Source organism: Aureibacillus halotolerans (genome assembly GCF_004363045.1).
Classification (GTDB): Bacteria; Bacillota; Bacilli; order Bacillales; family DSM-28697; genus Aureibacillus; species Aureibacillus halotolerans.
Genome location: NZ_SNYJ01000016.1, coordinates 1 through 25,079 on the forward strand (window position 1 = coordinate 1; position 25,079 = coordinate 25,079).

Sequence of the window (25,079 nt, forward strand, 5' to 3'; positions counted from 1 at the left end):
GCCGCCAGCGTTCGTCCTGAGCCAGGATCAAACTCTCCATAATAGTATGGTCTGGCGTTCATCAGTTCTCACTGATGTTCCATTCCTGCGTTGTTTCCTGCGTTGTTGATTTAAGTAAAATCAACGGGATTTATTTTACATGTCTTTCAACATGGCACGTTTTTTTGCATTTGACTTCTGTTCAGTTTTCAAAGGACAATATGGTGGGCCTGAGTGGACTCGAACCACCGACCTCACGCTTATCAGGCGTGCGCTCTAACCGGGCTGAGCTACAGGCCCCCACAGCATAAAAAATGGAGCGGGTGATGGGAATCGAACCCACGACATCAGCTTGGAAGGCTGAGGTTTTACCACTAAACTACACCCGCAAAGGTTGTATTATTTCTATTTATCGATCAAATGTAAGGTGGCGCGCCCGAGAGGAGTCGAACCCCTAACCTTTTGATCCGTAGTCAAACGCTCTATCCAATTGAGCTACGGGCGCATATGGATGCGCTTTGGCACCGATAAACAAAAAAGGATGATGCGGTCGAGAGGACTTGAACCTCCACGGGATATAACTCCCACTAGGCCCTCAACCTAGCGCGTCTGCCGTTCCGCCACGACCGCAGAAAAAATGGTATGAAGTTAAAATTTCTGGCTGGGCTAGCTGGATTCGAACCAGCGCATGACGGAGTCAAAGTCCGTTGCCTTACCGCTTGGCTATAGCCCATTAAAATGGCGGTCCCGACCGGGATCGAACCGGCGATCTCCTGCGTGACAGGCAGGCATGTTAACCGCTACACCACGGGACCTTATAGCGCCGGCGTGACCGGCAAATATTCAACTGAATGACCCGTACGGGATTCGAACCCGTGTTACCGCCGTGAAAGGGCGGTGTCTTAACCGCTTGACCAACGGGCCATGCACAATGGCGGAGAAGGAGGGATTTGAACCCTCGCGCCGCGTAAACGACCTACTCCCTTAGCAGGGGAGCCCCTTCAGCCACTTGGGTACTTCTCCATGGCTCCACAGGCAGGATTCGAACCTGCGACCGATCGGTTAACAGCCGATAGCTCTACCACTGAGCTACTGTGGAATAATAATTCAACGAATGAAGCGACGTTCTATATTGTAATTGACTGCAATTCAATTGTCAACACATAGTTTGTAGACAATCGCGACCGCCTAATCTCTTTCGCAACGGCTTAATAAACTTACCATATACGTTTCGTGCCAGTCAACTGAAATTCGTGATTTTTTTCAATTTCCCTCGACATCTTCCGCATACGTATCGGTCCGTCCGTATTCTGCGTTTACGGACGAAACGTTCTGAACAATCTTTGCATTCATAAAGATGGCTTATCCCTTTATTCTCAGGCAGTGCAGAGCAGTGCCTCGCCCCTCCAACTTCGGCTAACAGCCTTTTGAATTCTTGATCGCGATGCTTGTATCCTTTCCCCTCTAAATGCAAATGATAGTGACAAAGCTCATGCTTTACTATGCTCGCAAGCTCTTTCTGACCAAACTGCTCAACATGCTTCGGGTTAATTTCAATATGATGGTCCCCTAATGCGTACCTTCCACCCGTGGTTCTCAGCCTTGGGTTAAAAAATGCCTTATGATGAAATGGTTTCGAGAAATACTCGAGGGATATGTCTTCTACATACGCCTGCAAGTCATTATTGTCCATACTGAATTCCTCACTTCCTTAAAGGAACTGGTACATCAACAAGCTATGCCGCATAAAATGAAAAACGATCTAAGAACATAAAATGTTCAAGGAGGGAGCGTATATGCCACACTGGCTTAAAAAACAGCTTAAAAAAGCATACTTAGAAAAAAACCGCTACGAAATACGTTTGTTGAATCAATGCTGGTATTTTTATCGGAACAAGTACTCACCATAATAAGGAGAACGCTTACTATTCTCCTCTTTAAGATGAACAGCATTGACTCCAAAACCAAACACCGGCAATGAGCCCCGAACAAGGCAACGCACCAAAGAATACAAAGCCTGAGGAGAATACGACCGTTGTATTCTCCTACACAAGGAAATGTGGTTAAGGTTGAATCATTGTCAAGCCGATTCGCCCCTTGGCCGAATCAATCACATCAATCCATACGGTGACAACATCCCCAACTTGAACCACATCAAGAGGGTGCTTAACAAACCCTTTTTTTAACTTCGAAATATGGACAAGGCCATCCTGCTTTACACCAATGTCAACAAAGGCACCAAAATCAATCACGTTTCGAACAGTACCTTGCATTTCCATACCTGCCTCTAGATCCTCCATTGTCGTAATGCCCTTCTTTAACAGTGGCTGCGCGACGTCATCTCGGGGGTCTCTCGACGGCTTTTTTAAATCGGCAATAATGTCTTCTAATGTTAATGTACCTATCTCTAAGCGACTTGCGACTTCTGAAACCTTAAGAGCGTCTAAATGTTTGGCAAGCTCCTGGCTTCCAATATCCTTTGTTGTCATGCCGAGTGTTTCTAGTAGACCTAAGGCGACTGGATAGCTTTCTGGATGAATGCTCGTCCTGTCCAATGGCACATCACCATCAGGCACTCGCAAAAAACCAATACATTGCTCAAACGTTTTATCACCAAGTCGTGGGACTTTTTTCAGCTGTGACCGTTTTGTAATGCGGCCTTTCTCTTCGCGAAACTGAACAATGTTTTTGGCAACACCTGAAGACAGACCTGCCACGTAGGACAACAGACTTGCTGAAGCCGTATTCACATTGACACCGACCTGGTTCACAGCGGTCTCAACGACGAACTGCAACGATTGCTGTAATTCTTTCTGTGATACATCATGCTGATACTGACCGACGCCGACGGACTTAGGATCAATTTTCACCAATTCAGCCAGTGGATCCTGCACACGTCTTGCAATGGACACTGCACTACGTTCTTCTACTTGTAAATCAGGGAACTCTTCTCTTGCCAACGCAGAGGCTGAGTAAACGCTGGCGCCGGCCTCATTAACGATACAATACAACACAGGTGCATCATACTCTTTGAGAAGCTCAGAAACGAATTCCTCCGTTTCGCGCGATGCTGTTCCATTGCCAATAGCGATGAGCCCTATCTCATATTGTTTGAGTGCTTTTTTGACGGTTGCTTTAGCTTCAGCAAATTTCCCCACTGGTTTATGAGGATAGATCACATCGATATAGAGAACTTTGCCCGTGTCGTCGACTGCCGCGAGCTTGCATCCAGTCCGATAGGCAGGATCTACCGCAAGCACATGCTTGCCTTTTAATGGAGGCTGAAGCAATAGGTTTTGCAGGTTTTTTGCAAACACATTTATGGCCTGCTTCTCCGCTTTCTCAGTGAGCTCATTGCGAATATCACGCTCGACAGCGGGCTGCAACAATCGCTTATAGGCATCCTTCATGGCATCCTCAAGATAAGGAGTCGTCGGAGACGCAGGCTTTTTCACAACGTCTCTTACAAGCTTTTCAACAATGGTTTCGCTAGACGTGACAATAGAGACACGCAAAACACCTTCATTTTCCCCACGGTTGACTGCCAAAATGCGATGGGCAGCTGCCTTTTTCACCGCTTCGTCATAGTCGTAATACATCTCAAAGCGTTTTTTCTCATCATCCGCTTCATTTTTCACCTTTGAAGAAAGCAGTCCAGTGTCGAACGTTTTTTGTCGAACAAACTGACGATTGTCTGGGTCATCCGCTACTTGCTCAGCAAGAATATCAAGTGCACCATGAAGTGCTTCCTCAGTTGTCGGTACATCATCATTCACAAAGTTAGCTGCTTTTGTTTCAGGGTCCTCGGCGTTTTCTTCAAGCAGCCATAAGGCGAGGGGTTCAAGGCCTTTTTCCTTCGCTTTGGTTCCACGTGTTCTTCGCTTTTGTTTATATGGACGATACAAATCCTCAACCTTTTGAAGCACGGTTGCTGCTTGAATATTCTCTTGAAGTTCCGTTGTAAGCTTGCCTTGTTCATCAATGAGGCGAATGACGTCCAGTTTTCGTTCTTCCAAATTCCCTATATATGTAGCTCGTTCAAGAATATCTTGAATTTGCACTTCATCCAGACTTCCAGTTTGTTCTTTACGGTATCTTGCGATAAACGGCACAGTGTTGCCTTCTTCTGTTAATGAAAGCACACTCTTTACCTGTTTGCTACTAATCGTTAATTCTTTTGCGATGAGATCAATGTGCTTCTGTTCTAGATTGCTCATATAACTCCTCCTCGTCCATGGCTTTATTCAACATAGCATTATTGCAAAACAAAGGGCAAGCCATCCTCCTCTTTTATGCACAACAAAAAAACTTTCAGTACGCCTGAAAGCCTTTCATTCATGCTATTATCGTGCAAATGTGCCGATAAGATACGTCACATCATCTGTTGGCTTTTCTTCAATCGATGTGGCCAGCTGCTCGAACGCGCTCTTGGTTGACTTCAATTGCCATCCTACATTTCGAGGTGATCGCAACTCCAACCCATCGGAATGAATTAAAAATGTGCTCCCTTGCTCACAAGGAAAGGTTTGGATCTTGAGCTTTTGCGGTCTTCCAGATAGATATCCCGATTGCGGCAATGGATAGGTGAGCTTCCCTGTCGCTGAATGAAAGAACAAGCGAATGTTCCCTATTGATGCACAAGTAAGTTCTTTCTTCACATAATCCACGAAAAATACCGTGAGCACGGCGCCGCGCTTATCTTTCATCGCATGGTTGGCACGCAAGAATAGCTGCTCAATATTTTCTAAAGCATGATGAGAACGAATTTCTGAGATCGCCGCATGAGACGCCTTATTCGCGTCAACTCCACTCCCAAGGCCGTCAGCCAAGGCACAAACAAAATAGTCCTCAGTTTCCTCAAAGAAAAAGCTGTCACCACACGTCTCTTGGCCGCCTTTTGCTCGTTGAAATGAAAAGACGTCCATCCGACGAAGCTGCTGATTTTTTTTCATACTTAAAGGCACTCCGTAGATTCCACACGCATTGCCTCTTTTAATTTCTTAAGAGCACGGCGTTGCAGCCTCGACACATGCATTTGTGAAATACCTAGAAGGTCGCCAGTTTCTTTTTGACTCATATTTTCGAAATACGTGCACTTTAAAATCTCTTGTTCCCGCTCGGACAAGACATGGAACACTTTTTCAAGCAGCATACGCTGATCCGTTGTCTCATACCCACTCTCTTGCTTCCCAACAAGATCTAGCAATGTGACTGTGCTTCCTTCAGAATCAGCTTCGATCGAGCTATCTACGGATAGAGCTTGATAACTCTTTCCCATCTCCATCGTTTCCAGCACATCTTCTTCTGAGACCTCTAAATACTCCGCAATTTCGTCAATTTTTGGCGACCGCTGAAGCGCTGTTGTTAATTCTTCAACCGCACGTTTAATTTTCGGTCCAAGCTCTTTGATTCGTCTTGGCACGTGTACACTCCACGTTTTATCACGAATAAATCGCTTGATCTCACCGATAATCGTCGGTACAGCAAAAGACTCAAAGCTTTTTCCAAAGGTGCTGTCGTATCTGCGGATGGAGGCAAGCAACCCGATCATTCCGACTTGAACAAGATCATCATGAATGCTTCTGCCTCTTGAATACTTTCGAGCAAGTGAAACGACAAGATCATTGTATTTCAGAACAATTTTTTCTTTGACTTCTTCATTCTCAGGATCTTCCTGAGATTGTTTGATCCATTCGTACACTTCAGTTGATTTAGTTTTGTTGTGGGGCCGAGATTGTGTCGACACTATCCTCCACCTCATCTCTTTCCAGAAACTTAGTCATAAGAACGACGACACCCGCTTCACTGGTCAGCTCAACTTTGTCCATCAATGTATCTATGAGGAACAAGCCGAGACCACCCTCCGTCAAATGATCTACAGGAGTATCTGTGCTTACTGGACCTAATTTCTTTTTAATTCCATTTAGGTCAATGCTTTTTCCGCTATCAGATACCATAAGCTCAAGACGGTCCTCGTAAACGCCAAAGCCGATTTTTATTTCACCGTCCTCATCATCCTGATAGGCATGATGAACAGCGTTTGTACATGCCTCGGAAAGCGCCACTTTTACATCTTCAATTTCTTCATAGTTAAATCCCATACGGTTCGCAACGCCTGAAACCGTTAGACGAACGACACCTACATACTCAGGCTTTGCAGGAATTGTCATTTCAACGAAATCGAAGACCTCCTTCATTGCAATTCACCCCTCATTGAATTGTCTATCTCTAACACTTCCGTAAGACCGGTAATGGTAAACAGACGTTCAACCCGCTTGTTCATACCAGTGAGCTTAATGTTGCCATTGTTTTTCTTGGCTGATTTGAGTGCTCCAATAAAGACGCCAAGACCCGTGCTGTCCATATACGACACGTCTGTGAGATCGACAATAACCTCGGCACCTTCCTGTTCGGTCAATGGAAGTAGAGCCTCACGTAGCTTTGGTGCTGTAAACGCATCTACCTCTCCAGTAAGACGAACTAGGTGGGTAGATTGTGTTGTATTTTGATCTATTGTTAAGTTCATAAAGTACACCTCTTTAATTGTCATTGTGCCTTTTACAAGTACCCACAAATGGAAGCAGTTAAACGTCTCTACGTAATATAATTAGCGTAAAATCGTCTCTCAGCTCAAATTCTTGCAACCGAGCAAGTTCATCGTACACACCTTCAACAATTTCCTGTGGACACTTATCCATATTCTTCTGGATAAGCTCTGCGATGAATTCCCGCTCAATAAATTGATCTCCTGCTCGACATTCTGTGACACCATCTGACAAGAGGACAATCATGTCGCCTGGCGCCAGATCAAGACGATATTCTTCGAAGGTCGCCGTACGCGTCACACCAAGAACCAATCCTTTTGTTGATATCTCAGTAAAGCGGTTTTCTTTTGCATTGTAATAAAATCCAGGCTCATGGCCAGCAGAAGAAAAAAAGAAGCTATGAATGCGCGGATCATAAATGCCATACAACATCGTAATAAACATACTTGGATCAACATTATGTTCGACAACACGATTTAAATTTTCCAAAACCGCTCCCGGCTGCATCCTTGTCTCTGGAAGGCTGTCCATTGAGTATTTGATCATCGACATGCATAAAGCAGCAGGCATTCCCTTCCCAATCACATCGGCAATGGCGACTCCTAAACAATCGTTTTCGTCTTGAGCGAAATGGTAATAATCCCCGTTCATTTGTTTTGCAGGCACACTTTTCGCTCCAACCTTCACGCCTGGTAAGTTTGGTGTCTCGGTTTGCAGCAAGGTCGTTTGCATGTTCGCTGCAACTTCTATCTCTGTTTTTAGTTCAAGCTGTTGGTGGCGTAAGCTTTGATGCTCACGATACGCAAAGCCATAACCAATCATAACCTCTAGCAGAACATCAAAAGATTTCCGGATTTCTTCAGGTACGTCTGGATAGATTTCTTCAAGCACACCTACATGCAGGCTGACAATCTCTTCTGGAGAAATGCGCTGTTCAATTGCTTTTCGGCTCAATTCTTGCCCTTTGTAAAGCGTTTGTTCATCTTGCTTTTGTAAATAGTGAATTAATATTTCTTTGTATTTTTGCTGAACGAGGTCTCTCATTTCCAAAACCTTACGCCCTCCTTATCGGAGCCATTTCTTCGCCGTAATTTCTGTTCCTTCTCCTTCTTTCGAACGTAAATCAAACTCATCCATCAAACGTTTCACTCCTGGAAGCCCTGCACCTAAACCACCTGATGTTGAATATCCATCTTCCATGACTCGTTTAATATCTTTTATCCCTGGTCCATTATCAATAGATGAAATCACAAGACCTCTTTTTCCAATTTCTTCGATAGGATAAATGCATATGCGTCCTGTCCCTGCGTATAAATAGATGTTTCTAGCTAACTCTGATACAGCGGTTGTGATTCTGGCCTGGTCGACGTTTCCAAAGCCAATGTCCTTGGCCACATTGCGTCCCAATTGCCTTGCGGCCACGATATCCCATTCTTTTACTACTTCTACACAGGATTGAATGTTCATGCTAACTCCCCAGCTCCTGCTGCAACTTATCCAATCCTTGTTCTAAATCCAGTGCAGTCGGGACGGTCCGCATGGATATACCGAGATCAATAAGGGTGATAGCTACAGCAGGCTGAATTCCAGTGAGCACGACTTTTGCGCCCATTAAATTTGACATATTGACAACATCACCAAGGACCTTGGCGATAAAAGAATCAATCATATCCACAGATGTCAGATCAATCACAATGCCTTTTGCACCTGTTTCGTGGATCTTGTCCAACAGATCCTCCTGAAATTGAAGTGCTGTCTGATCGTCCAGCTCCCATTGGATGGTAATAAGCAGATAATCATGAAGCTTTAAAATTGGGATTCTCATAGTTCCCCCCCTACTTCTTCATCCACACTTACAAGTTTACGGTTCGTGCTATGGAGTGCAGATTCAATCCCTTTGCGAAGTGTGCTTTTCGTCGGAAACTGACTAAGGTCAATACCAAGAGTAACAATGGTTTGTGCGATTTCCGGACGAATGCCTACAAGGATACACTTCGCTCCAATGAGGCGCACGGCATCTGCTGCCTGAATAATATGATGCGCCACCATCGTGTCGACGACAGGTACACCCGTGATGTCAATGAGGACAACCGCTGAACGGTGCTTAATGACACCTTCTAAGAGATTTTCCATAATCAATTTGGCTCTTTCGGTGTCAATCGTTCCGATGAGAGGCATGATCGTAATATTCTCAAACACAGGAATAAGCGGAGCGGACAGCTCCTGTAAGGCAATTTTTTGCAAGGATACGGTCGCCTCCCACGACCCAGAATAATTCCGAACAATTTCATTGATAATAGGATCAATCCAGTTTTGAATTTGGTCCATAATTTCAAATTGATTGGTTGTATCCATATGAAAGAGCGTGTCTAAAACCGTACGACGAAATGCTTGCAGCCCTTCTGTCATGTAATTTAACGACCAGCCCATTCGAATAATACGATCAGAAAAATGCTTTAACTCCTCGACAAGCTTAGCTTGCGTATGCTCAATATTAGAATAAATGGTTTCTAAAAATTCTCGATTCGTCGTTTTATAAAGATCGTCTGACATTTTTTGTACTTGCCATGATGATCGAACTGTTTCCAATTCATTAAGCCATTTTTCGGCAATAACATCCTTTTGTTCTTCAATCGCTTCTACAATATAAGCTTTCACAAACAGTGCCCCCAATCAATTATACATCTTTCATGGCGTCAATTTAGATTACAAACGCCACCATGCTCCCATAGATCACAAGACATAACTATCCATATTATTTCATGTTTCACTATCCCTTGCAATTTTGTCTATTTCCTAGCATGCATAGTTAAGGAATCATAGTATAATTTTACTTCATTTTAATACACTCAAGCGATCTGTAAAGTAAAAATAGGTTGAAAATCATTACATAACGAAAAAAGCTGCCATCGTTTAGAGCAACTTTTTTGAGTCAATCGTATTGAGTTAAAAATCTTTCAAGAGGCCTAAGCTAATCTGAACAGCATCATCCACACGCTGCATCATCTCTTCATTGAGGTGAGTAATTTTGTCCGTGAGACGTTGCTTATCAATTGTACGGATTTGCTCCAATAAAATGACAGAATCACGTTCGAATCCATACCGTTTTGCATCAATTTCGACATGGGTGGGCAGCTTTGCCTTTTCAATTTGCGCTGTAATGGCTGCAACAATGACTGTAGGGCTAAAACGGTTTCCGATATCATTTTGAATAATCAAGACCGGTCTGACACCGCCTTGTTCTGAACCAACGACTGGTGATAGATCGGCAAAGTAAACGTCTCCACGTTTGACAACCAAACCCTACACCCCGCTAACTAAGCGGTCTAAGGTGTGATCGGCTTCCTCCTCGGCAAGAAAGGCTTCTGAAGCGATATGCAGGTTAATTTTCGCCATCTCCATATACCCACGACGCATCGATTCACGAATCTGACGTTGTTTTCTTTCCCGAAGATACATTTTAGTCGCTTGATAAATGAGATCGTTCCGATTTCCATTTTCTTGATGCACGATACCATCCAGCTCATGCAAGAGCTGCGAAGGCAATGAAATCATAATGTTTTCCGAATCAGACACAAACTCCACCTCCACGATCATTTGACACATAAGCCTCACCGACCTATTTAGCTACAACCCTCATCTTAACATGTGGGACAAAGGTTTGCATAGTTGCCTGTGTGTTACTCCCAAGGAAGAATATTCGCCATTTCAGGGCAAAACCCTTTCTGTTTTTCAAAAAAAATGTAGAAAAATGTTGAGGGTCAGGAGGCAACGTATTTAGTAGATCGTCTCATTATATGTCGAATACCAAGAAAAATCCCCGACAGAACAGTATAGAGCAGATCATTTGTCGCCTAATACTTTATTTCTTATACCAATTATTCTCTTGTTTCTCAAAAAAATACGCGGAACGCGCAAAGACAATAAACAAGGGATTTCATAATTTATTGTTCCTGCATAATTCGCAACATCATCCGCTGTGATGGAATGGCCACCTTGATTACCGATTAAAGTGACGTCTGTGCCGATATCTATCTTTTCTGGCACAGCAACCATGCATTGATCCATGCAAACTCTCCCAACAATCGGTGCTTTTTGGTCATCCACAATCACATAAAAGCCTTTCATGTGTCGCAGCCAACCATCCGCGTACCCAATCGGCAATGTGGCGATATATTCTTCCTTTTCAGCCATGTATTCTGCGCCGTAGCCAACCGTATCGCCTGCGGAAATCTTTCGTACCGCGACCACATTTGTACGTAGTGCTAGCGCTGGCTCTAAAGGAAAAGGGCTGTTGTCCAGTACCCATTTTGATGGCGCCAAACCGTACATCGCAATGCCATAACGGCAATAGGTGACCGCCCTCTCAGGAGCCATCATCCCTGCAGCACTATTTTCAGAGTGAACGAGGCGAGGTGTGATACCTGCCTTTTCCAGCTGTGCCAAACGTTGTTCAAACTGTTGCTTTTGTTGATCAAGCAACCTTGTATCCGCCTGATCTGCGGCTGCAAAATGAGTAAAGCAACCTTCTATATCAAAAGAAGACGACCACGTGTGCAGTGCCTTCACAAACGCATGGAATTCATCGGACGTACGTATCCCAAGACGGCTCATCCCCGTATCAAACTTAATGTGAAGCTTGCATGTCTTTCCTTCCAGAGACGCTCCTGCTGCTTCGATCCAATCGGCTTGAAATGCGGTCAAAGCGATATCCAGATCTACCGCGATAGAAACAAAATTTGGTGGCGTCCAGCCTAAAACAACCAAAGGTGCTTGAATACCTTTTTCTCTTAAAGACACAGCCTCATCAAGTGTCGCAACAGCAAGATGATCAGCCCCTGCCTTCAGTGCCGTTTGAGCAACTTCAACATCCCCATGACCATAGGCGTTTGCTTTTACAACGGCCATTACTTTTGTTTGATCTCCAAGATGGCGCACCATCCGGGACACGTTTGCTTCAATTGCATCTAAATTCACTTCAGCACGTGTTTGTCTGTACATTCTTTGTTCGTTCGAGTGCTTCATTTTTTCGCCTCTCTACTTTGGCTGTTTCATTCTTTAATTAGACCTAGTGTAGAACATACGGGATCGTCATTGCAATACGCTGATGAGAAACGTTCGCTTTCTTTGTTGCTTTGCCTTGTCCGGTGCTCATTGCCCTTACGGCAACTCCGCGCCTCGACTTGGTCCACACTCAAAAACCCAGGGAGACATTTCCCCCTGGGTTCTGTTCGTTCCTTATTTAGCAGAGTGGGCTTGAACGGACTTTGCAACGGTGACAAGGTCTTCGGACTCAAGGTCATTGGAAGCGATAAAAAATTGTACGCCATCCTTTGTCCATGAGATGGATCCTTCGTTTAGTGCTGCAAACGTCGTCCCAATGCTTACTGGCTCTCCTTCAGGCATAAAGACGGGTCTCTCTGCCTCTAAATCTACCTCGACTTGTTCCTGAATGAGCGTAAAGGAGCCGCTTTCTCCTTGATAGCTTAAGATCCGTCGCTCCCCTTCATCTAGATCAATGGTGCTTTCCTCTGTTAGCTCAAAACCTAAAGATTCATCCACATACATGACAGGGAAAGTACCAATCGCTGCTTCTTGCCCGTCGACTTCCATGTTTTCTGCCTCTTCAGCACCTTCCACTGTTGATGCAGGCATTTCTAACAACTGGGCAGTTGTTTCGTTTTTCTCCATATCAAATGCATCTTCTTCAAAGGTCGGATCAAACCCAAAGGAACTTACATCCACTTGGACCAATACTTTTCCGTTGCTGTCTAGGGCCTCCACCTTTGTTAAGGAAAGATCCTTATTCAGGTAGATTCTTTGTGCCGGAATCGTTTGGTGAGATTTATAGTTCGTTTTTGTCTGAAAAACATATTGATTGTCAACCTTTTCAAATGAAGCATCAGGGTCCATCAATATATCCTTAATTAAAGACCCATAAAGATACGGTTGACTGCTGTTTTCCGGCCATTCACTCTGAAACTTAAATTTCTTGTTCAGAGCAGGTGTGAGAACAAACACACCTTCTTCATTCCGTAAGATAATTTGACTTGGCTCATCTTTTCCACGGCTGAGCAGCACTCTATAAAAATCAGGGGCTTTGTGCCAAACTTCCACGTCATAGGATTGCGGCGCCTCACCAGATTGAACCGTCATGGTTGCTTTTGCTTTATAGCCCTCCATTGTTTCAAGCTTCTTCTCTAAATCAGACATCACATCTTCCTGGCTTTTAGTACCGCAACCAGCGAGCGCCAAGAGGAAGAGTGACAGCATTAAGATGAATATCGACTTTTTCAAATCTTCAACCCCTCTGTCTTCGATTCGACGACAAAGGAGAGAACAGCGGCATCCACTTCTACTTTTCAACAGTACGAAGCACACTGGGCAAACCATCAATCACATCACTGGCAGTGACATCTGTTAGTGAATGTTTCTCTTCAACAAGCACCTCAGCGACTTTGCCATGCAGCCAGACCGCATTGCAAAGGGCAGCTTGTACGCTGCCATGGGACATCATAAAGGCCGTAATCACGCCCGTGAGCACGTCTCCTGTCCCTCCTTTCGCTAAGGCCGCATTGCCTGAATGATTGACAAATTGTTCACCACTAGGTGTAGTGACGACAGTATGAGGACCTTTTAAAACGAGAAACACACCATACTCCTGGCAAAAACGCCTAGAGAGATTTAAACGCTCCGTCTGCACATCTTGCACCTTTACCCCGCATAGCTGTGCCATTTCCCCCGGATGCGGCGTCAATATCGTCGGGCTGCCTCGTCGCTTGAGCCGAGAAACGTCCTCGCTTAAATGATAAAGTGCATCTGCATCCAAAAGAAGAGGTACGTTTTCCGCCTCAAGCAGTTGGTCCACAAGCAGAGCACTTCCCTTCCGGCGACCAATCCCAGGTCCAACAGTGATCGCATCAAACGAACCGAGCGCAGGAAGCTCCCCTGAAAAGTGACCATCCTCGTCACTTGCTGCAACATACGTGGCCTCTGTAAGACTAGGAGCAATAAGCGGCAAGGCTGACTTTGGTGTGACAATTGTCGTCAATCCCGCCCCTCCACGAATTGCTGCTTTGCCTGCAAGAACAGCCGCTCCGGGCATTGTGAAGGAGCCAGCAAACACGCATGCTTTTCCAGCAGTCCCCTTATGGGCATCTGGGGCACGCTTAGGGTACGTCCTCCGAACTTGCTCTTGACCCCAAAGCTGCCTTCGAACTTCAACTTTCTCAAAGGCTTTATCAGGAAGACCAATGTCCACCACCTCTACCTGTCCATAGAAGGAAGTCCACCTCGGATGGAACGCCGTCGTTTTTGGCGCTTGGAGCGTGATTGTCCTCGTTGCTTTAAACACCTCACCTTGGTGGATGTCTTCAGACACTCCGCTCGGCACGTCAATGGCGATTCGTATTGCCTGGGAATGGTTCGCCCATTGAAGAATCGTTCGATATGGCTCTCTTGGTGCCCCTTTTGTCCCTATGCCGAGCATCCCATCGACGATTAAATGAGCGACGTTGAGCTCTTCTGCCAGGAGCTCCTTAGTGTCAGGTGCAAGGACCGTGAAAGAATGTCCGGCCGCGACATACGCATTTAGGTGTTGACGTGGAGCTGATCGGAGCTTTTCTGGTGGACAAAGTAGCCATAAAGAGAAGGGGATCTTCTGTTCAGCCCACCTTCTTGCCATCACGATGGCATCTCCGCCATTATTGCCTTTGCCAGCCAAAATGACCCGACCGTTTCCTTCGCCTACCTGGATACTGCTAGCGAGTGCCGCACCTGCATTCTCCATAAGCACTATCTCGTCTAAGCCTGCCTCTTCCATGGTCCAGCGGTCTGCTTCGTACATGTCTTTGACTGTGATGATCTTCAAAACGGTTCCCTCCTGACCGCAATATATCCTATGATAGGGGTTGTCTGATTATGCAGACGAGCTTCCTCAGATATTTGTTTTCTCATCATTTCTACTATCCTTTTCCTCATTCCAATAAAACGAAACAGCTTCAGTCATCTTCCCTTCTCCGTTGATCGTGAGACATCTTACTTTTTTTCGTGAAAATGTAAACTGCATAATAAAAACAGCACTGCTGTGAGGGTTTGCTGTGAAAATTAGTGATTCTTTCTATTATAATTTCAGGCATTGCGTCTATTCTTTGCAAATGGATCATAGTACACTAGAAATGCTGGTACTATTTTCATAGAAAAGCCAACCGAGAGGTGACAATTTGGACACGTACCAAACGATATTTTCAGAACGCATACGCGTACAAGTAAATTCATGGGGAAAGCAAAAGGACCTTGCCCAAGAAGACCTATATCATCTGCTACACACAATTAAAGGAACTGCTGCGACCATTGGTCTTGAAGGCCTTTCTGTCGAAGCTGAACGTTTGATTGGCCTTCTTTCACAAGAAAACAACCAACGATGGCCAGAAAGCAAGTGGAGGGAGTTCGTTACCCCGCTTCTGTTGCTGCTTACGTCTGGCGTCATCCCACGGAAAAGGACACTACCTTCTGCAAAACTATTGCTCATAGACAGGGACCCTGAGTTTGTCAGCCTTTTCAAAGATTATATGGAAGCAAAAGGCTACACCGTCCTTATCGCAGCTTCGTCGAAGCGAGGCATTCCGCTTTTTTATGATGAGAAACCCAATTACGTCTGTTTTTCGATTAGAAAAGACGCTGACGATGAGATGCATTTTTTTGAAACGATTAAAGAAGCGACGTTTGGTTTGTTGTCACCGACCCTAGGCTTAATTGATCCATTTAGCGATGACACACAGCAAAAGCTGTATCGACTTGGCGTGACAGATGCCATTCCGAAGCATACGGCACTTGCAACAATTGATGCTTTGATTGAAAACAGGCTACACCTCGCCTTTCGTTTGCGAACCCAGGTGACAACAGATCCATTAACGAAAGTTTTTAATCGCGCCTTTCTTTTCGAAAACTTAGAGCAACAAAAGCAGCAATGGCTGACACATACCATTCCTTATTCCATTGCGATGATTGACCTTGATAACTTTAAACAGGTAAATGATACGCACGGGCACCTCGTTGGCGATGAAGTCCTCATACGCGCGGCTGAGCATTTAAAGGAACATTTACGGCAGGAAGATCGAGTCTTTCGCTATGGTGGGGAAGAATTTACGATATTGTTGCCCATGACGACAGCCAAAGAAGCAAAACAGGTCATTGAACGCGTTTTGTTCCATTATCGAAATACACTCTTTGAATCTGCTCATGCATCCTTTTTCTCAAGCTTTACTGCCGGCGTCACTGAAATGACTTCAGGTTCGACAACCTCTGAGCAGCTGCTTGCTGAGGCGGACGCTGCATTGTATCGCGGCAAGCATACGACAAAAGGCTCCGTTAGCATTTTCCAAGCGGATATTGACAGTCTTCAACCTGAACAAAGTGATAAACACGTTGTGATTTCTGTCGTAGACGATGATCCTATTATTCGAAGGTTGCTGACGTCTAAGCTTTCGCAGTTGTCCTTGCAACACCATGGGGTTGAAGTACATTCGTTTGACAGTGGCCCTCGTCTTTTGCGTGATCAGCTGCTAGACCGCAATGCCCAACATATTGTGTTGCTAGATGGGGTGATGCCGGAAATGGATGGTGTAGAAGTATTGAAAACATTACGCCAACGCCCTAACAGCGCCACCATTGCTGTTGTTATGCTCACTGGACGGAAGACCGATACGAGTATTATTCAAGCTCTACAGTTAGGGGCTGACGATTACATGACAAAGCCCTTTAGTCCCGATGAATTGCTTGCTAGAGTCCAACGGTTAATTCGACGAACAAAGGAGAGAAAATAACATGGGCAAAATTTTAGTTGTTGATGATGAAGAGGTTCTGCGTATGCTTATCGTCGATACGTTATCAGATGAAGGTCATGTTCTCTACGAAGCTGCTGACGGCATTGAGGCACTTGAAATGATTCAAGAGCACTCTTTTGATCTCATCATCTTGGATTATATGATGCCAGGAATGACAGGAATTGAAGTTGCAGAACAACTATCGGATGAGTGGAAAAAGAAAAACAACATTCTCATGCTTAGTGCCAAAACACAACAACAGGATATCGCGCAATCGAAAGCCGCTGGCATTCATTACTATTTCCCAAAACCCTTTAGCCCTATTGAGCTCGCATCTTTCGTAAATGAGCTGATCAACGAATGATCGATTTTTTCAAACGCTCCATCCGCAGACAGTTTTTTTTAATGATGAGTGTCGTGTTCATCGTCGGTTTTTTAGGAACCACCTTCCTCTATGCGTCCCAAAAGGACAATCAGGCTGAGCATTTGGTACAAACGGGGCAGTTGCTAGATCGGCAAGCCCTTTTAAGCTCCATAGACAGTAATTTGGCTTCAATGTTAATGCATTCACGTGGGTACATCGCCTTCAATGAACCGACAGAGCTGGACATTGCTCGCCAGTATGGTAATAACCTCGAAAACCAGCTCAACTCGTTGGAGACGAAACCTTTCGCCAATGACATGCGACCTTTAATTCAGAAATTACGTGCCTTTTTAGATGTATTTTGGGATGAAAAAATTCCTGAGGTTGTTGCGATTGTTGAAACCGGAGATTACGAGCAAATTCAAGACATGCAAACCGCTCAATCCTCGGCTACGGTGGCAGAACTTTTCACCTTGATTCAAGCGGGGGAAACAGAGACAGAAGAGCTGCGAAGTGCTAATACAGAATCGTTTCTGGGCATGCTTGACCGAACGCTGTTTTCGCTTTTTGCCTTACTCTTTCTCATTTTTGTTGTCTTATTAATCGCCTCAAGATCGTTAAGTTCACGCATTGGCAGACCCATCATTTCCTTGACTGAGGCATCGCAAGCACTTGCCAATGATCAATCCATTCAGCTTTTACCAAAAGATACAAAACGAACCGACGAAATCGGTGTGCTCTCTCGTTCGTTTTATCATATGAGTGAAAAAGTGCAGGAGCGCCTTGAGCACTGGAATGTGCAAAATGAAGAGCTACGTGCGCAACAGGAAACTTTAAGTGATTATGTGAAGGATCTCCGTCATCTTACGACTGCGTTGCATCAATCTTCAATGGTTGTTGAGTTGGATCAAAACGGTCAAATTCAAAACGTGAACGCCAACTTTTCAGAGGTTTCTTCCTTTTCAGCGGAAGAACTTGAAAACACTCCGTTTATTAATCTCGTGACACCAAACGAAATAGACGACATTCGCGACTATTTTTCAACGACACGTGAGGGACGAGTATGGAACGGCGAGTTATCATGTATCGGAAAACACGGCGGCATTTTTTATGCAGATACGACAATTGTTCCTTACATGGACGCAAATAAAATCACACAGTATGTTGTCATTCAAAAAAACAATACAGAACGAAAGCAAGCACAACAACAATTGCAAAAGTCGCTTCAGGAAACAGAAGCAGCACGGACAACCATTGATCATTATAATCAAATGAATCACGCTCTCTCTGTAGGGGTAGACAAAAAAACGCTGTTAACTTCCGTTCTCTCTCGACTGGGCACGTTGTATTCGTTTACTTATGGCGTATTATTTTTAACCAACGGAGATGAGTATGCAACGTTAGGAGCTGGGCATTGGGATTCGGTTGATATGCTAAAGCAATCCTATACAACGCATGTCTTAAGACTGGAACAAACACGACAACCCTTCACGTTGACTAGACCTGCTCATGCATCAGAAACCGGTCACTTGCCTTCAAATGAAACAACGTCTGAAGAGCTGTACGTCCCTGTACTGAGTTCCAATGGTCAGTTATTGGGAGGGTTAATCCTTACTCGTGTTGGGGACTCGTTTTCAACCGCTTTACAGGAGGAATTGTTTGATGTAATGAAGCGCCTTTCCCTATCCATCGAGCGGATTGAAATTTTCTATGAGATGGAGCATAGCCGACAATTAAACCAAAACATTTTGGATACGATTGATGAGGGTATTATTCTCTTGGATGCAGATGGTGGGCTTCTTCAATGCAACAGACGATGGCTTTCGTTATTTCAGATTGAAGAGCATGAACCGAAGCGTTGGAGATTTGACGATTGGGTCCATCGCATCGGTCAGCTGACAAATGAGAAAGAAAGCTTTCATTCGTTTTGTGAGGCGATCATATCGTCGTCGACAACAGATAAAGCCTTTCAATTAACGCTTGGCGATCAAGACACTGTTCGCGTAATTACGGTTTATACCGTACACATTACACTGCACTCACAAGCGGAAGGCGTGCTTTTTGTTTTCCGAGATATGACTTCACAGCACGAGATCAACCAAATGAAATCCGACCTTGTCAGTACGGTGAGCCATGAGCTTCGCACACCACTCGCCAGCGTACTTGGCTATACAGAGCTAATGATTCATAAAGATCTCCCCGTTGAGCGACAACAGAAATATTTAAAAACGATTCATGGTGAGGCTGAAAGGCTGACTCATTTAATCAATGATTTTCTTGATTTGCAACGTATGGAGTCGGGGCTGGAGAATTATCGCAAGGAGCATCTGGCTTTGTCTCCAGTGATTGAAGAGCTTGTCGAAACCTTCCAGCTTCAATCCACTGAGCATCATTGGCACATCGTCAACAGTGCTACAAAGGATACGATCTATATGGATCGTGAAAAAATGATACAGCTCTTCACTAATTTGCTTGGAAATGCCAAGAAATTCTCGCCGGATGGTGGAGAAGTCACGATTGCATTGTCGAATGACGAGCATCAGCTTTTCACTCAGATTTCCGATGAAGGCATAGGAATTCCTGAGCAGGAAGTACCAAAGCTGTTCTCTAAATTCCATAGAATTGACAATTCAAGCCAACGAAAGATCGGTGGAACAGGACTTGGCCTTGCCATCTGCAAAGAAATTGTTGAAGCGCATCATGGGATGATTAGCGTTCAATCAATTGTAGGAGAAGGTAGCGTGTTTACCATCGCGATTCCGTTTGAGAAAATTACTCGTAAAGTAGCACCAGAGGATGCTCCACGTATCGTCCTGCTTGAAGATGACGCCAGCTTAGCTGCGCTATTAGGCGATGAGCTGATGGATACAGGCTTTTCTATTCTTCACTATCAAGGCGGGCGGCAGCTACTAGAAGAACTCGAATCCGTCGACGCAAGCGCGTTTGTAATTGATCTAACGTTGGCTGATGACACGAGCGGCTGGGACATCGTACAGAAAATTAAAGAGAATCACAGATTAGCCGACGTCCCTATTTTTATTTCAAGCGCTGCCGAAAAAACAGCAGAAACGGACACGCTAGGTATTACAGATTACTTAGTGAAGCCATATCCACCACATAAGCTATCCATGTTGCTTTTACAAACATTGCTCCATGAGAAGAAAAAAGGTCAGATCTTTATTGCCCAGGCGAAAAATGCCTCTTTACCTCAAGGAGACGATCACAGCTAATGGATCACTTCGAAACAAAATGTTTCAAACGACTGAGCATCACTTCGCTTTAATTAAAATACTGCTCAATAAACTATGGCGTGTCTGAGAACTCAGAAGGGAGCAGATGTTGCCGAATTTTTGTTCCAAGCAAGGCGCTTTTTCGCAGGCGTACCGGATGTACGTCAAGGAAAAGGAACGCAGCAAGGGACGAAAAGGCGGTGACAGATGCCTCTTAGCGAGTTTTAAGACACGCCCTAAATATCAGTCTGTAAACAAAAAGTACGCCATCGGATCGACAGCTATGATCTGATGGCGTACTTTTTGTTATCTTTCTTCAAGAATCACTTGCGCAACAGCAGAGCTCTCACTGTGAGAAATCGACACATGGACAGCGTGTGGCGTTTTGGTCGTATAAAGCACTGGTGCCCCTCGTTCAGAACGCAAAATTTCAACATCTAAAAACCCACAATCTCGACCTATGCCTGTACCAATTGCCTTTGAGAAGGCTTCCTTAGCAGCAAATCGGCCAGCGACATATTCGCTTTTCCGGCGCCCTTGCAGCTGCATGTACTCTGCTTTTTCACGGTCCGTTAATACCCGATCTATAAAACCGCTCTGACGCGACATTACATCTTCAATACGTTGAATACTGACGATATCGAGGCCTATGCCCTGAATCATTTCTTCATCCACCTCTTTTTGAATGCACGATTTCTACTTGAAGGAGACTTTTCATAAAGCCTACGACCTATGCTACAACGACAGCAACAAAATTCACTAGTGCCTTTTCAGGTAATGTAGATCTTATTCTATTTAGAAAAAAAGATGCGCGTGTTCTCTTACAAATACCCATTTTGAAATCATTTACTCTAGGCAAACGGCTATACATTCGCGTTCAGCCTGAAAGGGCACAAGTGCATCATCGACTCGAGAAGACCTTGTCATGACTTCTTAGTCGTGGAGTCTCACTAGTCGTCGTTTTTGGTTATGATAAAGGGCGAATCAAATGAGACCGACCTTTCATGGAACTTGCCTTATATTGGTTGCAACATGGCTTTTTACCCTCTATACGAGACCAAGCCACAATAAACAATGTGCGCAGAAACAAACATCAGCGTAGTCAACATACGTAGACTCTAGTGGGATCAGCGCGAGCTGAAGATCCCCTCGGAAAGCAAGATTCCCAGGAAGCTGAAGCCGTGCCCCACAGAAAGCGAAGTTTGTTGACGGAGCGGTCGTCATTCCCATGCACCTCGTCATGTTTTCTTTTCACCCTTCGGGTACAAGTGCAACATCGACTCGAAAAGACCTCGTCGTGTTTTCTATGCTGCTGGAGTCTCACTAGTGACCGTTTTTGGTTATTGTTAAGAACGAATGAAATGAGATAGACCTTTTATGGGTTCACTTCATTCCTTTACCAAACGACATTCCTGTAAAAGGCACCAGGTCATCTACCTTGAAACAATGCACTGACTTGCCTGATTTGGTTGCAACACGGCTTTTACCCTCTTATACGAAACGGACCCACATGAAAACAATGTACGCAGAAACAAACATCAGCGTAGGCAACATACGTAGACTCTAGTGGGATCAGCGCGAGCTGAAGATCCCCTCGGTAAGCAAGATTCCCAGGAAGCTGAAGCCGTGCCCCACAGAAAGCGAAGTATGTTGACGGAGCGACACATAAAGACCTCGTCATGTTTTCTTTACTGCTAGAGTCTCACTAGTGACCACTTTTGGTTAATGTAAAGAACGAATGAAATGAGATAGACCTTTTATGGGTTCACTTCATTCCTTTACCAAACAACATTCGTGTAAAAGGCACCAGGTCATCTAACTTGAAACATTGCACTTACTTGCCTGATTTGGTTGCAACACGGCTTTTACCCTCTTATACGAAACGGACCCACATTAAAACAATGTACGCAGAAACAAACATCAGCGTAGTCAACATACGTAGACTCTAGTGGGATCAGCGCGAGCTGAAGATCCCCTCGGAAAGCCTGCTTTCCGAGGAAGCTGAAGCCGTGCCCCACAGAAAGCGAAGTTTGTTGACGGAGCGGTCGTTATTCCCATGCACCTCGTCATGTTTTCTTTTCACCCTTCGGGTACAAGTGCAACATCGACTCGAAAAGACCTCGTCGTGTTTTCTATGCTGCTGGAGTCTCACTAGTGACCGTTTTTGGTTTATTATAAAGAACGAATGAAATGAGATAGACCTTGTTGGTTCAATTTCGACCATAACCAACAAGGTAGTGGAAATGGCACTAGTAGTGTTGTTTTTCCTTTTTCAAGGGGGCTCATTATGATATCCATTTACTTCTATGGTACACTACCTGTATCTATGCCTAGAGCAGTGAAGGAGCTAACAAACAATGTTTATACGGACAGAATCGTTTAAAGGCTTTACAAGATTATATCCTGTCATTACTGCCCTTGTTGGGCTTCAGCTGTTTCTTATGCTTTACATAGAACTAGGGTTACCTTTTTCAAATACCATCTATACTTTTGGCCTTGGTTTTAATCCCGCCATTGTTCTGAACAACGAATATTGGCGCCTTCTAACCCCTATTTTTCTTCACGCAGGTTTAATGCATGTCATTTTCAACTGTTTTTCATTAGTGCTTTTTGGTCCAGCGCTGGAAGACATACTTGGAAAATTCCGGTTTCTCGTCCTCTTCCTTGGCTCAGGCGTTCTTGCAAACCTTGCATCCGTCTTTGCAGATCCAAATTTGGTTCATGTCGGCTCCTCTGGTGCTGTCTATGCGTTGTTCGGTGCCTACGTATACATGATTTTTGATCGCAAGGACTTGATCGATCGCCAAAATGCCCAAATCGTGCTGATTATTCTCGTTATCGGTGTCGTGATGAGTGCGTTCAGTGAGAATGTGAACCTTTATGCGCATATGTTTGGGTTTGTGGCAGGGGCAGTGCTCGCGCCTTTATTGCTCATCAATCGCCCTAAAAACAAACGTTTCTAGGTTTGCGGCTGTATTTACAAACAGCCTTAACATGTGAAAGCGGCCATCACGGCCGCTTTTTCTTTTTCGTCCAGTGCCCAAGCGTTCACTCCGTTTCTCTTGAAAACCATTTGTAGGCATGACCTCCTGTTTCAACTTCCAAATCCTTCACTTCAAAGGTCTTCCCAGACGTATTTGACATAATCGCAAAGGACATATTGGTAAGCTCAGGCCTTTTTTGAAATAGGGTTCCTTTGTTTGTATACGATTGGATGTGGCGTTTTCTAACGGTGACATAGTTTTTACTGATCCCATGATAGCGAAACTGCATCGTATCCCCATGAATCCTCACAGCTGCTGCTGAATGACAACGGATGCCATACAAAACTGCACCTATAAAAACAATCAAGGCCAACAAACCATATGGATATAACCAAATGCTGAAGGCTATTGAACCGAGTGCAGGAAGCCAAGCTGTGCGCAGAATATATCTTCCTACTGCTCTTTTAGGACTACGTTCCCAGGCTGTTTCGTCATGAACCACATGGGATGGAAGCCAATCTTGCAAAAAGGCTTGAACGTTATTTTCATGAAGAAACGGAACGAGGATCGTTGACACATTTTCGTCCTTGCTAGACCCACCAGCACTTTCTACATATACCGTTACGAAGCCGAGAAGCTGACGAATTAAACTTTGCTGCACACGAACCGCCTGTATTTTATCGATATCAATGGCTTTCGATGTCTTATTGAGCAGCCCTCGTGAGATTTTAAACTGGCCATTGCTCTCCTCAAGCACAAACTGCGAGTATTTTAAGAAGGTTCCGATCATCGCCGCACCGTAGAGCACGATGAACAGCAAGATCGCCAATAGCCCGATAAACAGATAACTAAGACGAAGCACGTAGTCGAGTGTTTGCTGCGTCACATTCGAATTAAAAAATTGATCGAATTGAGATAAGAAACCAAATGCCCCTGTAATGATTAACCAAACACCGCCAGAGGTCGCTGCCATCATCCACAAATGTTTGCTTGGCAATTTCCAACGTCGAGCAGTTTGCTGTGTCGTTTCGGCTTGATTAATACTTTGCCCGTCATCCGTTTCTGGAGATCTCCTCACACCATCATCAAGGACCGTCTGTATGCGCACAGCTTCTTCTTTCGAAATGGCGGTCAATGCCACTTCTGGTTCGCCCTTCCCACCAGCTGTTTCAATTTTGAGTTTGACGACCTTAAAAAATTGATGGAGCACTGTTTCGGAAATATCCGTGCTATGTATTCGCTCTCTCGAAATGTAGCGCTCTTTGCGAACAAATACCCCTTGCTTAATGTGAAGCTGTTGGTCTTCTATCTGATACGTAAACCGCCACCATGACAGCAAGTGTGATAAGGCAATGAGGATAATGACAACAATAACTCCTAAAACGGTCCACAGAAAATAATCTCGCCATAAAAAACCAAGAGCAATGACCGGTATAATCAAATCTTTAAGAGACTTGAGCAAACCAAAAAGAAGGGAAAGCGGATGAACGCGGCGTGCATCATTCATAGCGCTCTTCCTTTCGCGCCAACCTTGCAATTTGATCCCGTAGTTGCGCCGCTTCTTCTTGGGGAAGTGCTGGGATTTCATGAGTTGTTGCGGCCGTTGAAATCGTCACAGTCGACAATCCATACCGTTTTAGAAATGGTCCTTGGGACGTATCGACATGCTGAACACGTACCATTGGAATTAATGTCCGCTTTGTAATGAACACGCCTTCCTGAAGATCCACCTCTTCCTCCATGACTTCATACCTCCACCGTTTCCACCGAACGCTCGGAATAATCACAACGATGGCGATGGCATAAAGAACGAGTAATCCACTAGCCGCCCAAGCAATCCACATTGGCCACCCCAGCCAAACTGACATGACCACGTACGCTCCAATGAATAACGCTTCAATGAGCACCTCAAGCATAGCCGTCATCCGCCATACGGTTAGAGCACTTTTGGCAATTCTTTGTTTTGGCAATTGACGCATTTTGCTTCCTCCTAAAATTACATCTCTGATTTATTATATAGTACTTTGTTTGCCACTAAAAAGTTTCAATACTTCAAGCCGGTTTCGCAGCTTAGCTTTGCCATTTGAACGATAAAAAAGCTGGTTCATGCCACACAGAGCAAAAGCACTGTCGGATGAACCAGCTAATTGTTT

Annotated in this window: 23 protein-coding genes and 9 tRNA genes; 5 read left to right on the forward strand and 27 right to left on the reverse strand. The window is 44.7% G+C overall.

Annotated elements, in window-relative coordinates; all coding sequences use genetic code 11:
• Positions 1-201: 201 nt before the first annotated feature.
• The 10 genes from EV213_RS15655 to EV213_RS15700 form a co-directional block, all read right to left on the reverse strand.
• Positions 202-279: transfer RNA gene (locus EV213_RS15655), tRNA-Ile, on the reverse strand.
• A gap of 15 nt (positions 280-294) precedes the next feature.
• Positions 295-368 (reverse strand) — tRNA-Gly (locus tag EV213_RS15660).
• Between the two features lie 39 nt (positions 369-407).
• Positions 408-484, reverse strand: a tRNA-Arg gene (locus tag EV213_RS15665).
• 40 nt (positions 485-524) lie between these two features.
• Positions 525-609, reverse strand: a tRNA-Leu gene (locus EV213_RS15670).
• A 28-nt stretch (positions 610-637) separates the two neighbouring features.
• A tRNA-Gln gene (locus EV213_RS15675) sits at positions 638-712 on the reverse strand.
• 6 nt (positions 713-718) lie between these two features.
• A tRNA-Asp gene (locus EV213_RS15680) sits at positions 719-794 on the reverse strand.
• A gap of 37 nt (positions 795-831) precedes the next feature.
• Positions 832-903: transfer RNA gene (locus EV213_RS15685), tRNA-Glu, on the reverse strand.
• A gap of 8 nt (positions 904-911) precedes the next feature.
• Positions 912-1,002: transfer RNA gene (locus EV213_RS15690), tRNA-Ser, on the reverse strand.
• Position 1,003: 1 nt separating this feature from the next.
• Positions 1,004-1,078, reverse strand: a tRNA-Asn gene (locus EV213_RS15695).
• 141 nt (positions 1,079-1,219) lie between these two features.
• Positions 1,220-1,672 carry a SprT family protein gene (locus EV213_RS15700; RefSeq protein ID WP_133581507.1) on the reverse strand — a complete coding sequence of 151 codons (453 nt, stop codon included), beginning with the start codon at positions 1,670-1,672 and terminating at the stop codon, positions 1,220-1,222.
• A gap of 103 nt (positions 1,673-1,775) precedes the next feature.
• Here EV213_RS15700 and cmpA point away from each other — a divergent pair, with 103 nt between their 5' ends.
• Positions 1,776-1,889, forward strand: a complete 114-nt coding sequence (gene cmpA / locus EV213_RS15705; protein ID WP_133581508.1) for a cortex morphogenetic protein CmpA — start codon at positions 1,776-1,778, stop codon at positions 1,887-1,889.
• A gap of 153 nt (positions 1,890-2,042) precedes the next feature.
• Here the strand turns inward: cmpA and EV213_RS15710 are convergent, their stop codons facing one another.
• The 14 genes from EV213_RS15710 to EV213_RS15775 all read right to left on the reverse strand — a co-directional run bounded on the left by EV213_RS15710 (position 2,043) and on the right by EV213_RS15775 (position 14,394).
• Positions 2,043-4,196 (reverse strand): Tex family protein, encoded by a 2,154-nt coding sequence (locus tag EV213_RS15710; protein ID WP_133581509.1) that lies wholly within the window; start codon positions 4,194-4,196, stop codon positions 2,043-2,045.
• Between the two features lie 126 nt (positions 4,197-4,322).
• Positions 4,323-4,931: a PP2C family serine/threonine-protein phosphatase gene (locus EV213_RS15715; protein ID WP_133581510.1), complete on the reverse strand. Its 609-nt coding sequence runs from the start codon at positions 4,929-4,931 to the stop codon at positions 4,323-4,325.
• A 2-nt stretch (positions 4,932-4,933) separates the two neighbouring features.
• On the reverse strand, positions 4,934-5,725 hold the full coding sequence (sigB, locus tag EV213_RS15720; protein WP_133581511.1) for an RNA polymerase sigma factor SigB: 792 nt from the start codon (positions 5,723-5,725) through the stop codon (positions 4,934-4,936).
• Positions 5,691-6,176 carry an anti-sigma B factor RsbW gene (rsbW, locus tag EV213_RS15725; protein WP_133581512.1) on the reverse strand — a complete coding sequence of 162 codons (486 nt, stop codon included), beginning with the start codon at positions 6,174-6,176 and terminating at the stop codon, positions 5,691-5,693. The genes sigB and rsbW overlap by 35 nt, the downstream gene beginning before the upstream one ends.
• Positions 6,173-6,505 carry an STAS domain-containing protein gene (locus EV213_RS15730; RefSeq protein ID WP_133581513.1) on the reverse strand — a complete coding sequence of 111 codons (333 nt, stop codon included), beginning with the start codon at positions 6,503-6,505 and terminating at the stop codon, positions 6,173-6,175. Before EV213_RS15730 ends, rsbW begins: the two co-directional genes overlap by 4 nt.
• Positions 6,506-6,563: 58 nt before the next feature.
• Positions 6,564-7,574: a PP2C family protein-serine/threonine phosphatase gene (locus EV213_RS15735; RefSeq protein ID WP_133581514.1), complete on the reverse strand. Its 1,011-nt coding sequence runs from the start codon at positions 7,572-7,574 to the stop codon at positions 6,564-6,566.
• Positions 7,575-7,589: 15 nt separating this feature from the next.
• A complete protein-coding gene (locus EV213_RS15740) occupies positions 7,590-7,991 on the reverse strand; it encodes an anti-sigma regulatory factor (RefSeq protein WP_133581515.1) in 402 nt (133 codons plus the stop codon).
• Position 7,992: 1 nt separating this feature from the next.
• Positions 7,993-8,349 carry an STAS domain-containing protein gene (locus tag EV213_RS15745; RefSeq protein ID WP_133581516.1) on the reverse strand — a complete coding sequence of 119 codons (357 nt, stop codon included), beginning with the start codon at positions 8,347-8,349 and terminating at the stop codon, positions 7,993-7,995.
• Positions 8,346-9,182: an RsbT co-antagonist protein RsbRA gene (locus EV213_RS15750; protein ID WP_133581517.1), complete on the reverse strand. Its 837-nt coding sequence runs from the start codon at positions 9,180-9,182 to the stop codon at positions 8,346-8,348. Before EV213_RS15750 ends, EV213_RS15745 begins: the two co-directional genes overlap by 4 nt.
• Positions 9,183-9,470: 288 nt before the next feature.
• Positions 9,471-9,824: a type II toxin-antitoxin system PemK/MazF family toxin gene (locus tag EV213_RS15755; protein ID WP_133581518.1), complete on the reverse strand. Its 354-nt coding sequence runs from the start codon at positions 9,822-9,824 to the stop codon at positions 9,471-9,473.
• Positions 9,825-9,827: 3 nt separating this feature from the next.
• Positions 9,828-10,121: a CopG family ribbon-helix-helix protein gene (locus tag EV213_RS15760; RefSeq protein ID WP_133581574.1), complete on the reverse strand. Its 294-nt coding sequence runs from the start codon at positions 10,119-10,121 to the stop codon at positions 9,828-9,830.
• 246 nt (positions 10,122-10,367) lie between these two features.
• Complete coding sequence (gene alr / locus EV213_RS15765; protein WP_133581519.1) at positions 10,368-11,549, reverse strand: alanine racemase; 1,182 nt, start codon at positions 11,547-11,549, stop codon at positions 10,368-10,370.
• A gap of 213 nt (positions 11,550-11,762) precedes the next feature.
• Positions 11,763-12,821 carry a LolA family protein gene (locus EV213_RS15770; RefSeq protein ID WP_133581520.1) on the reverse strand — a complete coding sequence of 353 codons (1,059 nt, stop codon included), beginning with the start codon at positions 12,819-12,821 and terminating at the stop codon, positions 11,763-11,765.
• A 58-nt stretch (positions 12,822-12,879) separates the two neighbouring features.
• Positions 12,880-14,394 (reverse strand): NAD(P)H-hydrate dehydratase, encoded by a 1,515-nt coding sequence (locus EV213_RS15775; protein WP_133581521.1) that lies wholly within the window; start codon positions 14,392-14,394, stop codon positions 12,880-12,882.
• Between the two features lie 352 nt (positions 14,395-14,746).
• On the opposite strand from EV213_RS15775, the gene EV213_RS15780 reads away from it, so the two are divergent.
• From EV213_RS15780 to EV213_RS15790, 3 genes are read left to right on the forward strand one after another with little or no spacing between them, the layout of a single operon-like run.
• Positions 14,747-16,348, forward strand: a complete 1,602-nt coding sequence (locus EV213_RS15780; RefSeq protein WP_133581522.1) for a diguanylate cyclase — start codon at positions 14,747-14,749, stop codon at positions 16,346-16,348.
• Between the two features lies 1 nt (position 16,349).
• Positions 16,350-16,712: a response regulator transcription factor gene (locus EV213_RS15785; protein ID WP_133581523.1), complete on the forward strand. Its 363-nt coding sequence runs from the start codon at positions 16,350-16,352 to the stop codon at positions 16,710-16,712.
• Positions 16,709-19,942: an ATP-binding protein gene (locus EV213_RS15790; protein ID WP_133581524.1), complete on the forward strand. Its 3,234-nt coding sequence runs from the start codon at positions 16,709-16,711 to the stop codon at positions 19,940-19,942. The genes EV213_RS15785 and EV213_RS15790 overlap by 4 nt, the downstream gene beginning before the upstream one ends.
• Before the next feature lie 306 nt (positions 19,943-20,248).
• Here the strand turns inward: EV213_RS15790 and acpS are convergent, their stop codons facing one another.
• Complete coding sequence (gene acpS, locus EV213_RS15795; RefSeq protein ID WP_133581525.1) at positions 20,249-20,605, reverse strand: holo-ACP synthase; 357 nt, start codon at positions 20,603-20,605, stop codon at positions 20,249-20,251.
• A 1,694-nt stretch (positions 20,606-22,299) separates the two neighbouring features.
• On the opposite strand from acpS, the gene EV213_RS15800 reads away from it, so the two are divergent.
• Entirely contained in the window at positions 22,300-22,905 is a 606-nt protein-coding gene (locus tag EV213_RS15800; RefSeq protein ID WP_133581526.1) for a rhomboid family intramembrane serine protease, read from the forward strand.
• A gap of 85 nt (positions 22,906-22,990) precedes the next feature.
• On the opposite strand, the gene EV213_RS15805 is transcribed toward EV213_RS15800, so the two are convergent.
• Both EV213_RS15805 and EV213_RS15810 read right to left on the reverse strand, forming a co-directional pair.
• Complete coding sequence (locus EV213_RS15805; protein WP_166639356.1) at positions 22,991-24,433, reverse strand: PH domain-containing protein; 1,443 nt, start codon at positions 24,431-24,433, stop codon at positions 22,991-22,993.
• Entirely contained in the window at positions 24,426-24,905 is a 480-nt protein-coding gene (locus tag EV213_RS15810; protein WP_133581528.1) for a PH domain-containing protein, read from the reverse strand. The genes EV213_RS15805 and EV213_RS15810 overlap by 8 nt, the downstream gene beginning before the upstream one ends.
• Between the last annotated feature and the right edge of the window lie 174 nt (positions 24,906-25,079).

Excerpts from the sequence above, each read along its gene's own strand:
- EV213_RS15700 (WP_133581507.1), bottom strand. The coding sequence starts at position 1,672 with ATGGACAATAATGACTTGCAGGCGTATGTAGAAGACATATCCCTCGAG.
- cmpA (WP_133581508.1), top strand. The coding sequence starts at position 1,776 with ATGCCACACTGGCTTAAAAAACAGCTTAAAAAAGCATACTTAGAAAAA.
- EV213_RS15710 (WP_133581509.1), bottom strand. The coding sequence starts at position 4,196 with ATGAGCAATCTAGAACAGAAGCACATTGATCTCATCGCAAAAGAATTA.
- EV213_RS15715 (WP_133581510.1), bottom strand. The coding sequence starts at position 4,931 with ATGAAAAAAAATCAGCAGCTTCGTCGGATGGACGTCTTTTCATTTCAA.
- rsbW (WP_133581512.1), bottom strand. The coding sequence starts at position 6,176 with ATGAAGGAGGTCTTCGATTTCGTTGAAATGACAATTCCTGCAAAGCCT.
- EV213_RS15730 (WP_133581513.1), bottom strand. The coding sequence starts at position 6,505 with ATGAACTTAACAATAGATCAAAATACAACACAATCTACCCACCTAGTT.
- EV213_RS15740 (WP_133581515.1), bottom strand. The coding sequence starts at position 7,991 with ATGAACATTCAATCCTGTGTAGAAGTAGTAAAAGAATGGGATATCGTG.
- EV213_RS15745 (WP_133581516.1), bottom strand. The coding sequence starts at position 8,349 with ATGAGAATCCCAATTTTAAAGCTTCATGATTATCTGCTTATTACCATC.
- EV213_RS15760 (WP_133581574.1), bottom strand. The coding sequence starts at position 10,121 with ATGATCGTGGAGGTGGAGTTTGTGTCTGATTCGGAAAACATTATGATT.
- alr (WP_133581519.1), bottom strand. The coding sequence starts at position 11,549 with ATGAAGCACTCGAACGAACAAAGAATGTACAGACAAACACGTGCTGAA.
- EV213_RS15785 (WP_133581523.1), top strand. The coding sequence starts at position 16,350 with ATGGGCAAAATTTTAGTTGTTGATGATGAAGAGGTTCTGCGTATGCTT.
- EV213_RS15790 (WP_133581524.1), top strand. The coding sequence starts at position 16,709 with ATGATCGATTTTTTCAAACGCTCCATCCGCAGACAGTTTTTTTTAATG.
- acpS (WP_133581525.1), bottom strand. The coding sequence starts at position 20,605 with ATGATTCAGGGCATAGGCCTCGATATCGTCAGTATTCAACGTATTGAA.
- EV213_RS15800 (WP_133581526.1), top strand. The coding sequence starts at position 22,300 with ATGTTTATACGGACAGAATCGTTTAAAGGCTTTACAAGATTATATCCT.
- EV213_RS15805 (WP_166639356.1), bottom strand. The coding sequence starts at position 24,433 with ATGAATGATGCACGCCGCGTTCATCCGCTTTCCCTTCTTTTTGGTTTG.
- EV213_RS15810 (WP_133581528.1), bottom strand. The coding sequence starts at position 24,905 with ATGCGTCAATTGCCAAAACAAAGAATTGCCAAAAGTGCTCTAACCGTA.